At 51.5% G+C, this 13,441-nt stretch carries 10 protein-coding genes and 3 pseudogenes; 10 read left to right on the top strand and 3 right to left on the bottom strand.

The window, feature by feature from the left end:
- Positions 1–34: 34 nt before the first annotated feature.
- The 3 pseudogenes from CCD76_RS18000 to tnpC all read right to left on the bottom strand — a co-directional run.
- A pseudogene (locus CCD76_RS18000) lies at positions 35–725 on the bottom strand (DDE-type integrase/transposase/recombinase); the annotation flags it as partial.
- An 87-nt stretch (positions 726–812) separates the two neighbouring features.
- Positions 813–1,307: pseudogene (locus CCD76_RS17995) on the bottom strand (IS481 family transposase); the annotation flags it as partial.
- A 304-nt stretch (positions 1,308–1,611) separates the two neighbouring features.
- A pseudogene (tnpC, locus tag CCD76_RS17990) lies at positions 1,612–2,761 on the bottom strand (IS66 family transposase); the annotation flags it as partial.
- Between the two features lie 1,031 nt (positions 2,762–3,792).
- On the opposite strand from tnpC, the gene CCD76_RS17980 reads away from it, so the two are divergent.
- The 10 genes from CCD76_RS17980 to CCD76_RS20230 all read left to right on the top strand — a co-directional run.
- Positions 3,793–4,623, top strand: a complete 831-nt coding sequence (locus CCD76_RS17980) for a CoA transferase subunit A (protein ID WP_087720911.1) — start codon at positions 3,793–3,795, stop codon at positions 4,621–4,623.
- A complete protein-coding gene (locus CCD76_RS17975) occupies positions 4,623–5,396 on the top strand; it encodes a CoA-transferase subunit beta (protein WP_087720909.1) in 774 nt (257 codons plus the stop codon). The genes CCD76_RS17980 and CCD76_RS17975 overlap by 1 nt, the downstream gene beginning before the upstream one ends.
- Before the next feature lie 10 nt (positions 5,397–5,406).
- Positions 5,407–6,624, top strand: coding sequence for a 3-oxoadipyl-CoA thiolase (pcaF, locus tag CCD76_RS17970; protein WP_087720907.1), 1,218 nt, complete (start codon positions 5,407–5,409; stop codon positions 6,622–6,624).
- 137 nt (positions 6,625–6,761) lie between these two features.
- Positions 6,762–8,279: a pyruvate carboxylase subunit B gene (locus CCD76_RS17965; RefSeq protein WP_087720905.1), complete on the top strand. Its 1,518-nt coding sequence runs from the start codon at positions 6,762–6,764 to the stop codon at positions 8,277–8,279.
- A gap of 23 nt (positions 8,280–8,302) precedes the next feature.
- On the top strand, positions 8,303–8,842 hold the full coding sequence (gene accB / locus CCD76_RS17960) for an acetyl-CoA carboxylase biotin carboxyl carrier protein (RefSeq protein ID WP_087720903.1): 540 nt from the start codon (positions 8,303–8,305) through the stop codon (positions 8,840–8,842).
- Between the two features lie 26 nt (positions 8,843–8,868).
- On the top strand, positions 8,869–10,227 hold the full coding sequence (accC, locus tag CCD76_RS17955) for an acetyl-CoA carboxylase biotin carboxylase subunit (protein ID WP_087720901.1): 1,359 nt from the start codon (positions 8,869–8,871) through the stop codon (positions 10,225–10,227).
- Between the two features lie 22 nt (positions 10,228–10,249).
- Positions 10,250–11,254 carry a TRAP transporter substrate-binding protein DctP gene (gene dctP / locus CCD76_RS17950; RefSeq protein WP_087720899.1) on the top strand — a complete coding sequence of 335 codons (1,005 nt, stop codon included), beginning with the start codon at positions 10,250–10,252 and terminating at the stop codon, positions 11,252–11,254.
- A 51-nt stretch (positions 11,255–11,305) separates the two neighbouring features.
- Positions 11,306–11,803 (top strand): TRAP transporter small permease, encoded by a 498-nt coding sequence (locus CCD76_RS17945; RefSeq protein ID WP_179208963.1) that lies wholly within the window; start codon positions 11,306–11,308, stop codon positions 11,801–11,803.
- 1 nt (position 11,804) lies between these two features.
- The gene (locus tag CCD76_RS17940; protein WP_087720895.1) at positions 11,805–13,115 is read left to right on the top strand and encodes a TRAP transporter large permease; all 1,311 of its coding nucleotides are present in this window, start codon (positions 11,805–11,807) and stop codon (positions 13,113–13,115) included.
- 62 nt (positions 13,116–13,177) lie between these two features.
- Positions 13,178–13,441: hypothetical protein (locus CCD76_RS20230; RefSeq protein ID WP_218777074.1), on the top strand; the 264-nt coding region annotated here is incomplete at its 3' end.

Genomic DNA, 13,441 nt, shown 5'->3' with positions numbered 1-13,441 from the left:
GTGCCTCGGCTTCTCGTCATCTCCGATGTCCGTAGCGATCCACCCGGTGCCTGCCGCTGGGCTGGCGCTCACCGCCCGCCGCAAAGCGGTCGGTAAAGGTCTTGCCGTTATCCGTCAGCAGGGTCCTGATCCTGAATGGTGCCCGCTCATGAACGTGTTGCAGAAAGGCATCGGCATTCTGCGCGGACTGATGCTGGCGAACCTCCAGGTAGACCCAGCGCGTAGCGCGGTCGATCGCCACGAAGAGATAGCGCTTGTGGTCTTCATCGGGCATCTGAGGCAGATGTTTGACGTCGACATGGACATAGCCCGGCTCATAGGCCTTGAAGGGCTGATGGGACGACTGCTGAGCCGCTTTCTCCTGCTTTTCCAACGCCGACAGGCTGGGCAGGCCCCCTCGCCTCAGGAGGCGTTGCAGTGCCGAACGTGAGAGGCCGGGGTGAAGAAACTCCTTTGCCACGACTAGTAAGTCATCGACGCTCAGACGCAGGTAGCCGCGCAAGGCTACCACGATCTCTTCCTGGACGGGAGACAACGTCGCGAGCAGGTTGTGTCTCGTGTGGGATCGGTCATGTTGCGTTGCGGTAACGCCACCGGGCAATAGTGGGACACGAGACATGATAACGCCGCGCCAGTTCCCCATCGCTGACCGAGGCGGATGCCTGCTGGATCTCCTTGCGGATGCGCGGTGTGGTGGTCGCCGTCTTATGCAGTTTGATATCCATCTCACTGCTCCTGGATGAACTGAGCAATGAGTTCACGCGCTGCCAGCAGAGGGTAGCTCCTACGGCTTAATCGATCATCCGGCCTCTTACAGCCGCGTACAGGTAGCGTTTCTGCTGCTCATCGGGCGTTTGGGGCAGGTGCTTGATGTTGATGTGTACTATCCCGGCGCATAGTCCTTGAAGGGCTTGTGCTTGAGCGCCTCGTCACCGCCGGCATCTTGCCGGGCTAGTTCCCCAGCGTTGGCACCTCACGTCGCTTGAGCATGCGGTGCAGGCCGGAGCGTGACAGCCGAGGATTCAGAACTCGCGTGCCACGACCAACAAGTCATCGAGGCCAAATCGCAGGAACGCCCGTGCAGCGACTAGCACCTCTTCCTGCTCGGTCGTCAGCGTGGCCAGCAGGTTATGCCGCGTATGTGAACGATCATGGACATCGTCTCGGTACCGCCAACGGCGAATGGTCGAATCGCCGACACCGTACTGGCGGGCCAACTCGCTATCGCTGATGCTGGCGGGTGCCGCCTGGATCTCGGCACGAATCTTCGGTGTGGTGGTAGCTTGCTTATGCAGCTTGATGTCCATGTCTCTGCTCCCGGATGAGTTGCTGTAGAAGCTCTCTGGCTGCCAGCAGAGAATAACTTCTATGACTCATCTGATGGCTGATGATAGCTCAGGCCTAGCCCAGCAGCTCGAACCGATGCGGCCAGATGCATTCCTCTTTCAGAGACCGGCAAAAGCGCTCAACGAGTCCGCCTACTCCGGCGTATACGGCGAGCGGCTCGCTATCTGTTTTTTCTAATGCGACACAAGCAAGACATCACAACACCCAACCCCGTTCCTGAAGTCGAAACCACTACCCACCCTCGACCATTGGTGTAGAACCATCCCGATTCTGGCCGATTGGCAACCCGCCGTCATCCAAGTAGTGCGTCAGCGCCTCCCAACGCTTCAGGTTGTAATCCAATGCTTCCGCCGTTGCCGAGCCGTTGGGCACTGTTTCGCGATGAGCCAACATCCAGCGGTATAGTGCATCAGCAATGGGCCTCGCTCGGGTGTCGCGCAGCCGTTGGCGTTCTTCAGCACTCAGCGACTGGGCCTCGCGCTCCACCTGATAGAGCTGGGCGATGAGTTCGATGGCCTGCTCGGCAATCTGGCTCTTGCCGGCCACGTGCAGATCGACGAACTTGCGCCGGGCATGGGCCATGCAGCCCACTTCGGTAACGCCACTGGCGAAGCTCTGTTTGTAGCCGCCGTAATCGTCGCAGATCAGCTTGCCTTGCCAGTCACCGAGAAAGTCTCGGGCATGCTGGCCGCCGCGCCCGGGCGCGAAGTCGTAGATTGCCGTCTTTAGCTCGGCGTAGGGCGTGGTGGCATAGGCCCAGAGGTAGGCTGTGTGTCTTCTTCTTGCCCGGAGCAGCATCGGCATCGGCGTTTCATCGGCATGCAGTATCGGTTCGGTGATCAGGGGCTCGCGCAGGGCATCGATCAGTGGCTGCAGTCGCACCCCGCAGATGCCGATCCACTCCGCCAGGGTGGAGCATGGTATCTCTACTCCGGCGCGAGCAAAGATCTGTGCCTGCTGGTAGAGCGGTTGATGATCGGCATACTTGGCAATCATCACCTGAGCCAGCAATCCTGAGATGGGAATGCTCTTGTCGATCACCTGGGCCGGCATCGGTGCCCTGGGTCAGCGTCTCGCACCCATCGCAGACCCACTTGCCGCGGGTATGCCGCTCGATGGTGAACACGCCGGGAGTGTAGTCGAGCTTCTTGCTAATCTCTTCTCCGATGCGCCGCCGGCAGCCGCACGTGCAATACTCGCTTCCGGGCTCGTGTCGGATCTCGACACGCGGCAGGTTCTCGGGCAAGGGCTGACGTCTGGGCTTTTGCTTGGTAGCGGGCGGCGGCGCCGGGGTAGCGAGTGCTTCCAGCTCGGTCTCGATGGCGGCGATGGCGGCATCCATCACCTCGTCCAACAGGCTGATCTGAAAGACGTTGAGCTGTTCGCTGCGCTTGCCGAAGGCGTGACGGAACCAACACTTTCATGCGGTTGCCGCGCCGGTTAGCGAACAGGTAGGGCAGTGCGGCCGGGCGATACCGAATACCTTCACCACCCGCGCCAGGGCCGTGTCGGGTCCAGAGCGCATGTCCAACGGCTCGGTGGCCAGCCAGATCTCGTCGATACGGATCACCACAGCAGGTCCCGAAGCAGCGCCCGACAGCCCCGCGCATCGGACACCGGCAACTCGATGGTTACCGTTCCCTTGAGACTCGGTAATACAAGACGAATACGCTCAGCTTCCTGGTGCTGAGCCGGCGCCAGCATGGCAGTGCTTGCCGATGGCACCGGGACAAACGGCGAGGTATCCCTCACTGGCACCAAGCGGCGAGCGTCACGGATCCACTTGTGCACCAGATTGGGTTCAGGGCTTGCTCCAACGCGACGCCGGCTACCGAGGCATCAGGTTGCTGGCACGCCTCGACGACCCTGGCATTGAACTCAACCGTAAAGCGGCAACGTTTCTGAGGCGCCTCCAATACGTTTAACTCACTCATGGTAGGTGCCCGTGAAGGAATAGGTGGACACCTACCGTCATCGAAGTCAAGGCTCAGTGGAAGGTGTGTTCGCCGGCCGGATACCGTCATCTACCCCAGAGATCATAGCTAACGCCCAGGGTGGACCCGCTAAGGAATAGGTTACGTAACCGCATCCGAATCCAGAATCGGTCATCAGGTTGCAGCGACTATTTATCGCTGCATTCCACTGCGCCCCCTAAAGCGTTCTATCACGCCAATCATCGAAGAAATTCACTCTCGTCAGTAATACTTTAGTCAAGGTTAAGTTAACGGATTTTACTTTGGCATAACTCCACGCATATGAATTTAAAGCGGTTTTTTGATTTCCATGACGAAATCTAGCGGCTCCAAGAGCTGTTGACTGCCCAATTAATCAGATCTATTTTGTTCGTATAGGAAAAACAATGTTCGCATAGCGAACATAAACGCCTTGAGATTAGATTCATGTAGATGTCGGCAAGGCGAAAAAAAATTAGGAGAAGAATGTAGCATGGCTGATTTTTTGAGCTTGCATAACGCGGTGGCACGCTACGTCGAAGACGGCGCTACCGTCGCCATGGAGGGCTTTACTCACCTGATTCCTTTCGCCGCGGGCCACGAAGTGATCCGTCAGAAAAAGCGCGATTTAACTCTGATCCGCATGACCCCCGATCTGATATATGACCAATTGATCGGTGCGGGCTGCGCCAAGAAAGTTATCTTCTCTTGGGGCGGTAACCCCGGCGTTGGCTCGTTGCATCGCCTGCGTGATGCAGTCGAGAAAGGCTGGCCGTGCAAGATTGAGATTCTTGAGCACAGCCACGCGGCGATGGCCTGCGCCTTTGAAGCGGGAGCAGCAGGCTTGCCATTGGCGGTACTGCGCGGATATGTCGGCAGCGAGTTGCCCAACGTAAACAATCAGATCAAGTTTATCGATTGCCCATTCACTGGCGAGCGTTTAGCGGCGGTGCCCTCGGTGCGCCCGGATGTCTCTATCGTTCACGCTCAGCGTGCGGATCGTCAGGGTAACGTGCTAGTGGAAGGTATTGTGGGGGTGCAAAAAGAGGCCGTGCTGGCAGCTAAGCACAGCATCGTCACTGTGGAAGAAATTGTCGATGAACTGAACGCTCAACCCAACGCTTGTGTGATCCCGGGCTGGGCCATCAGCGCTATTGCGATAGCCGAGAAGGGAGCTCTGCCGTCTTATACCCATGGTTACTACGATCGCAACAATCGCTTTTATAAAGAGTGGGACGCTATCGCCCGAGATCGTGAGGCCTTTTCCCAGTGGCTCGACAGCAATGTGTATAACGCCGCCGATAATGCAGGAGAGAAAGCCTGATGAGTTTAGAATACACCGCATCGGAAATGATGACCGTGACCGCCGCGCGCGCGCTGGAAAACGGCATGACCTGCTTCGTCGGTATCGGGCTGCCCTCGGAGGCCGCCAACTTGGCGCGCCTGACCCACGCCCCCGACGTGGTGTTGATCTATGAATCCGGTACTCTGCAGACCAAGCCTGATGTACTGCCGCTCTCTATCGGTGATGGCGAGCTGTGCGAATCGGCGCTCACCACCGTCTCGGTACCCGAGATGTTCCGCTACTGGCTGCAGGGCGGCAAGGTTAGCGTAGGATTCTTGGGCACTGCTCAGATCGACCGCTACGCCAATCTCAACACTACCCTGATCGGCGATTACGCATCGCCTAAAGTGCGCCTGCCGGGCGGCGGCGGGGCACCGGAGATCGCCACCAACGCTGGTGAAGTCTTCATCACCCTCAAGCACTCCAAGCGCACTTTCGTAAAGGATGTCGATTTCATCACCACATTGGGCTTTGGTCGCGATGGCAAGGGCCGTGACAGTGTGCCCAACATCGGCCGTGGCCCGACCCGCGTGATCACCGACCTGTGCGTGATGAAGCCTGACCCCGAGACCAAGGAGCTAGTGGTCACCTCGTTGCACCCGGGTGTAACCCGCGAGCAGATCATCGAAGCCACTAGCTGGGAGATCCGCTTTGCCGATCAACTCGAAAGCACGCCGGAGCCCAACGCTCGCGAGCTTGAAGTGCTGCGTGAGCTGAAAGCACGCACTGACCGTCACCACGCCGGCGAATAGGAGTCCTGCAATGAACGACGTCTACCTGTGTCACCCGGTACGTTCGGCGGTCGGCAAGTTCGGTGGCACCCTGTCGAGCATGCGCCCCGACGATCTCGCCGCGCGTATCTTCGAAGCACTGCTGGCCCGTGCCCCAGATCTTGACCCGGCCGGCATCGACGACGTGATCATGGGCTGCGCCAACCAGGCCGGCGAGGACAACCGCAACGTGGCGCGGATGTCGTTGCTGCTGGCGGGGCTGCCGACCAGCGTGCCCGGCAGCACCATCAACCGCTTGTGCGGCTCGAGCATGGACGCCATCGGTACCGCGGCGCGTGCAGTGCGCGCAGGCGAGGCTGAGCTGATGATCGCCGGCGGCGTGGAGTCGATGTCGCGCGCGCCCTATGTGCTGGGCAAGGCTGGCACCGCCTTCTCGCGCACCCAGACCATGGAAGATACCACCATCGGCTGGCGTTTCATCAATCCGCTGCTGCGCGAGCGCTACGGAGTCGACTCGATGCCCGAGACTGCCGAAAACGTTGCCGAACAGTTCAATATCTCCCGCGAGGACCAGGACCAGTTCGCCTATGACTCGCAGATCAAGACCAAGCGCGCCCAGGAGAGCGGCCGCCTGGCCCGCGAGATCGTGCCGGTCGAAATTCCGCGCCGCAAGCAGGCGCCACTGATCTTCGATACCGACGAGCACCCACGCGAAACCACGCTCGAGAAGCTCTCAAGCTTGCCCACCCCGTTCCGCGCCGCCGGTTCCAGTGTGATGGGCTCGGTAACCGCGGGTAATGCATCGGGCGTCAACGACGGCGCGGCTGCAATGATCGTCGCCAGCGAAGCGGCGGTGAAGCGCTATAACCTCACACCAATGGCGCGCATTCATGGTATGGCTACCGCCGGTGTCGAGCCACGCATCATGGGCATCGGCCCGGTGCCGGCCTCACAGAAGCTGCTCAAGCGTCTCGGCATGAGCCTCGACCAGCTCGACCATATCGAGCTCAACGAAGCGTTTGCCGCCCAGGCCCTGGCCTGCCTGCGTGAGCTGGGCATCGACGATAACGACCCACGGGTCAACCCCAACGGCGGCGCCATAGCGCTCGGCCATCCGCTGGGCATGTCGGGCGCGCGCATCATAACCAGTGCCATGCATGAGCTTGAGATCAAACAGGGCCGCTATGCATTGTGCACCATGTGCGTGGGCGTGGGGCAGGGCATTGCCGCTCTAATCGAGCGCGCATAGTGACTTCTTAGACAAAAGAATGGACTTGTGTAGATTAGCGTACAAGTATTCACTAGACGAACAAGAGCTACTAATCAAGCTAACCTTTAACCAGTAGCACCAACGATTTCCGACACCATCGGAAGGAGCACTAATTAATGTCAACCGCAGAATATAAAAGTATCGCTTCAATTTTTGGTGAGGGCGGGCGCCCTAGAAATAGTCGGCGTGAAATAAAAATTATTGATACCACGTTTAGAGACGCACACCAGAGTCTTTGGGCAACGCGGATGCGTACTGAACATATGCTGGGTATCGCAGAAACGATGAATAGCATAGGTTTCCAGCACATTGACATGATGGCTCCTATCCAGTTCGATGTTTCGGTACGTTATCTTAAAGAAGATCCTTGGGAGAGGGTTAGAGAGCTTCATAAAGCTGCGCCTGACACTAAGTTCCGCGCGCTAATTCGATCGAAAAATATCGCAGCTTTCGACTTCCTGCCTGATGATGTTATTGATGGATGGGTTGACCAGCTATATAACAACGGCTTTCGGGTGATAGGCGCGTTTGATGGATTGAATGACATTTCAAACATTGTACGCTGTTTGAAGCGAGCCAAAGAGCTGGGTGCCTATACTTTCGGTGCTCTCTCTTTTTGTGAGAGTCCGGTACACACGGATGAGCTATTCGTAAAAACAGCTATTGATTTAATTGAGAACGCAGATGTAGATTCAGTTATGCTTAAGGATGCGGGCGGGCTGCTTACTCCAGAACGCATTCGCACCTTGGTGCCCGCTATAAAAGAAGTAATTGGTGACCGTCCGCTTGAACTGCATAGCCATTGTTTAACGTCACTCTGCCCTCTAGTCTACTTAGAGGCTGTTGAGCTGGGCTGTGATATGCTACATACTTCTATCGCGCCATTAGCGAATGGTGCTGGACAGCCTGCAACTCAGAATATTGTAAAATCTTTACGTGAGCTAGGCTATGTAGTTAACGTTGATGATGAGAAAATCGAAGAAGTAAGTGAGTACTTTAAAAATATTTGTGAGATAGAAGGCAAGCCAGAAGGTAAGCCAGCCGAATACAACCCCTTGCACTACAAGCACCAACTTCCAGGCGGAATGCTATCTAATTTCCATGCGCAGTTAGAAACAGCTGGGCTAGGGGATCGCTATGAAGAGCTCTTGGAGGAAATTGCGAAAGTAAGGAAAGAGCTGGCTTGGCCAATTATGATTACTCCGTTCGCCCAGTTCGTAGGAACTCAGGCCGTAATGAACGTCATCTCGGGTGAGCGCTACGGCACTGTCCCGAATGAGATTAAGAAGTATGTCCTTGGTTACTATGGGCGTTTACTAGGGCCTGTGCATCCCGATGTATATGATAAAATTCTTAAGAATGGCTCTTCCGAGATCGCAGAGAAACCTACAACGCCGAAGCCCATGATGGAAGATTTGGCTAAGCAATATCCGACTGCCACGAAAGATGAACTTTTGTTACGTGCTATGTTCGCAGGTAATCAAGTTGATGGAATGAAAGAAGCAATTGCTAACGGGGAATCAGGAGATGATTACAGCGGGCAATTAGTGTCTTTTATTAAAGAGATTACAAGCGGTAACGAAAAGCAAATCAGACTATCAACTGATAGCCTTAAACTCTCCATCTCTCGTTAAATTAAATTAATTAGGAGAATCCAATGAAAGATCTAGATATCGGTTTTGACGATCTTAAGCGGCTGACAAAATGGATGAGAGAAAGCGATGATATTCGTGAAATCTCACTCTCATATAATGGCCTTGATTTTTTCATTAGCCGTAATGAAAATACACAGCGTGCTGTAACTGTTGAAGCGCCTGTAGCAACGGAACCCAGCGCTTCCACAGCCAGCCCTTCACCACAAAAAAATAAGCAGGAAGAGAAAAAAGCACCTGAAGTAGCCAGTGCTCCAGCTGGAAAAACGGTGTCGTCAGTAGCAGAAATCTCTGTGGGTGATAATGAACACCTAGTTACTGCCCCTATGGTGGGTACCTTTTACGAAGCGCCGAAGCCGGGCGCCCCTGCATTTGTAAAAGTTGGCCAAAAAGTTGAGCCACGGACTATTGTCTGTATCATCGAAGTGATGAAGCTGATGAATAACCTCGAAGCTAAATTTAATGGGCGAGTGAAAGAGATCTATGTAGAAGATCAGCAGCCTGTGGAGTTTGGCCAACCCATTATGCTTATCGAAAAGGAATAATTCCTTTCTGCTAAAATGGGGGTTATATGCTAAATAAAATTAAGAGCGTAATGATTGCTAACCGGGGCGAAATATCGCTCCGGATCATCCGAGCGTGCCAGGAGCTTGGAGTTGAGAGTGTGGCGATTTATTCAGAAGCTGATAAAGATACTTTACCAGTTAAGCTGGCTGATACTGCCATTTGCATTGGCCCAGCTCCCTCGCAATCGAGTTACCAAAATCAAGAAGCTATTATTAGCGCAGCACTGGCGTTTGGTGTAGATGCCATTCATCCAGGATATGGCTTCCTTTCTGAGAAGGCAGATTTCGCTCAAAAGTGCGAAGAGAACGGAATAATATTTATTGGCCCTTCAGCTGATATCATCGGCAAGATGGGAGATAAAATTGAAGCTAGAAAGATAGCTGACTCAGCTTCAGTTCCTACAATACCAGGCTCCGATGGGGTAGTGACGGAACCCAAAAGAGCTTTAGAAATAGCAGAAAACGTTGGTTTCCCACTACTTATCAAAGCATCCGCAGGCGGCGGCGGCCGTGGTATGCGGGTTGTGAAGTCCAAAGATACCTTGGAAAAAGATCTAAATGAGATCATGTCTGAGGCTGAAGTGGCTTTTGGCGACTCATCTGTTTATATTGAAAAATATCTAACAGACATTCGTCATATTGAGGTACAGTTGCTGGCAGACGGAAAAAACTGCGTTCATCTTGGTGAACGTGACTGCACGGCACAACGGCGTAACCAAAAGCTTGTGGAAGAAGCCCCTTCTCCCGCTCTAGGCGCTGCCCAGCGCGATGAACTGTGTCAGTCTGCTGTTCGTTTAGCTCAAAAAGTAGGTTATAAGAGTGCCGGAACAGTCGAGTATGTCTTTGATAACATCGATAAAAAGTTTTATTTTATCGAAATGAATACTCGTGTTCAGGTTGAACATCCCGTATCTGAAATGATTACGGGGGTTGATATCATCAAAGAACAAATAAAAATTGCCGATGGGCAAGCGCTAGAAATAAAGCAGGAAGATATTGTACTTTCTGGCCATGCTATAGAATGCCGTCTCAACGCCGAAGATCCCGAAAATGGGTTTATGCCTTGTCCGGGCACCATCAGTAATTATCGCCCTCCCGGCGGCTTTGGTATCCGTATGGATAGCCACTTGGAAAGCGGTTATAAAATCCCCCCATATTACGATTCCATGATTGGTAAATTAATATGCTGGGGTGGGGATCGCGATGAAGCTATTGTAAGGATGACTCGTGCTTTGTCTGAGATGAAAGTTGAGGGGATTAAGACAACCGCTCAATTTCATGTTGAGTTGATTAACAGTGAGCAGTTTAAGTCTGGAGACTTTAACACTGTTTTCGTAGCTAGTTTGCTTGAGAAGAAAAACTAAATACAAAACTTGGAGTACTACAATGAGGTTTTTAGCCAAGAAAATTAAATGCTGTGCAATCGCTTTAGCTGTTACCGGTACAGCAGGCGCTGGGCTCCCTTCGCATGTAGAGGCTCAGGAACTGAGTATGCTCGCTGGCTATCCATCTAATTTCGCTTGGTACAGAGAGATTGCTCCTAAATTCATCGAAATGGTGGAGGATAACTCTGATGGCAACCTTCAAATTAATGTAATGGGGCCTGATGTTGTACCTGCATTCGAGCAGTTGCAGCCTGTACAGGCAGGAGCCTTCGATCTGTTATTCACCCATCCTGCATACCACTCTGGTACAACCGCAGTCGGCCTTTCTCTCGATGCTATCGACGTTGATCCTGTAAAGCGTCGTGAAGAAGGCATTATTGATTATATTGATGAGCACTACCAAGAGCGTGGCCTAAAGTTAATATCTGCTCCATCGACAGGAACGAAAGGTTTCCGTTTCTATCTTCGCGATCCTATTTCGGGCGAGCCGGGTCTAGAGGGGCGCCGTATTCGCGGAACGGTTTCATACCACTCCATGATTGAAGAACTCGGCGGCTCTCCGGTAAATATGCCCGTAACGGATATATATACGTCGCTACAGCGTGGTGTCATTGATGGTGCTGCTTGGGGCTTAACTGGTGCTAGTGACCTTCAGTGGCATGAGGTTGTTGATTACATGACAGACCCCGTATTCGGGCAAGTCGGGGTAATGATTTTTATGAACCTTGACCGCTGGAACTCACTAGACAGTGAAGCACAAGAAGCGCTTATCGAGGCTGGAAAACAAATTGAAATTGATTCTGTAGCTCACTTCGATGCTCTACAGAAGAAAGAAGCTGAGTTTTTAACCGAAAATGGTGTAGAAATCACTTCGTTTAGCGAATCCGAGTCTCAAGCACATGAGCGTCTATGGTCAGAAGGCGTCTGGAAAGTAGCCGAAGAGCAAAGCGGTGAAAATGCTCGGAAGCTACGGGAAATGGCGAAATCAGCTGATATGACCTACTGATGCTATCATCATATGGCTGGGCTTAGCCCAGCCATATATAAGGTTATGACTATGTTTACAAAGATTATTGATGGGGTTACGAGAGCTTGCTTTTTCTTAGCTACCTTATCGTTAGGGCTCATCGTTGCCGTTTTCAGCATAGAAGTAATAATGCGTTACTTCTTTGCATCTCCTACATTCTGGGCTCTTGATACTGTTACTTTCCTTTTTTGTGCGTCATTGATGTTGGCCTTACCCGAGGTAACAAGAACCGATGGGCACATTGCTGTATCAATAATTCTAGACTTTTCATCAAGAGGCTTTGCCAATAAGTTTAGGCTAGTAATTTATCTTGTGTCTTTGGTGGTTGTTTCTTACGTTGCGTATATAACTTTAGTAGAGTTTTTACGCTTGTTTGAAACAGGTATCAATACGCTGGGGTCATTCCGTGTTCCTAAGTGGATGGTATTTGGTCTTATTCCCCTAGGCCTATTTTTATCCGCCTTGCAATTGGTTCTTTTGCTAAAGAAGCAATTATCCGAAGTTCACTCAGATAGGAAAGGAGCATAGAATGGAATGGTATTGGGTGCTTACGGCTTCTTTTCTATTTCTGCTTGTGCTGATGGGCACAGGCTTACCTGTTTTTGTGGCTTTCTTAATCGCTAATGTTACTGGTGTTTTAATAACATTAGGGGAAAGAGGTTTTGGCATGTTTAGTAACAGCATGTACGAAACCTTGACTTCTGAGAGCTTCGTTACCATTCCTCTCTTTGTCCTTATGGGAGAAGTTCTGTTTAGGTCTGGATCAGTAGACGTATTATCTACAGCATTGGATAAGTGGATTGGTAGAGTTAACGGACGGATGTATTATCTCGTCATTGCGCTGTCAACTATTTTTGGTGCTCTTTCGGGAGCGGCTGCAGCTGTTGCAGCAATGTTGGGGCGCTCTGTACTACCACAGATGCAAAAACTTGGTTATGACACTAATCTAACAAATTTCACCATCCTTGGTGGAGCTTCACTTGCTCCTATCATCCCGCCCAGCTTGCTAGTTATCGTAATTGGCTCACTAGTTCGTGATACTTCCATTGCAGGGCTTTTAATTGCGGGCATTGTCCCAGGATTGCTAATATCATTAGTTCTTTTTATATTTGTGTATATCCGCGTTTTAAATGACCCCAAGCTCTCCCCCGATAATAATGAAGATGCAAAGGAATATTCCCTAAAAGAGAAATTATTTGAGATTGTAAAAGTCTCGCCGTTTTTTATTGTTATTTTCTCGGTCATGGGACTTATCCTATTAGGTGTTGCTACACCTTCAGAGGCAGCAGCGACTGGGGTTATAGGAGCTATAATTACGGCAGCTGTGTATAGAGCATTTCACCTTAAAATGCTGTGGGAAAGCTTACAATCATCAACAAAAATAAGCTTAATGATTGTGATTATTGTAGCTAGCTCTAAGCTATTTGGACAGCTTCTATCTTTCATGGGAGCGACTTCGGGATTGATAAATTTTGTTAGCACGCTAGAGCTTAGCGACTGGATGATGATATTTATTCTGATGCTTATTCCTTTCGTACTATGCATGTTTATTGATCAGTTCGCTTTCATTTTGTTAGCGATACCATTATATGCGCCTATTGTTAGTGCATATGATTTCGATCCTATTTGGTTCTGGACTATCTTTTTAATAAACCTAACCGTAGGAAGCCTAACCCCTCCTTTTGGCTACACATTATTCGCGCTGAAAGGAGCTGCGGAAAGTGTTTTAATATCGGATGTCTACAAGAGTGCTTGGCCAGTTGTTATTCTCTTCATGGCTTCGATAGTCTTCTTCTATTTTTTTCCGGGAATAATAACGTACCTGCCTAACATTATTTAGTTCAGTCAGGGCGCCTTTTAGGCGCCCTGATTTATTGCGCCATCGTTGATAAGGTGCGTCAGATGATCATAGAAAAGCAGTTTCTTCTTAGCGTTAGCAAACATGATGGTTATCAATTAAATGTTAGGGAGTTTTATTCTAAAGAAAAAGTTAACCCTAAAAATAAGCCAGTTGTTCTTGTCCATGGAGCTACTATTGCTTCTGAGCTTTGGGTGAATGACTATCGAGAATATTCTTGGTGTCATCAGCTTTCTCAGTTGGGATTCCATGTTTTCACATGCGATCTACTTGGGTTTACGCTCTGTCTGAAAAATAGACCCGTAAAC

It is taken from the genome of Salinicola salarius, from assembly GCF_002179555.1.
Lineage (GTDB): Bacteria > Pseudomonadota > Gammaproteobacteria > Pseudomonadales > Halomonadaceae > Salinicola > Salinicola salarius_A.
The sequence above is the reverse complement of the archived record's forward strand: the minus strand, read 5'-3'. Positions and strand labels throughout refer to the sequence as shown.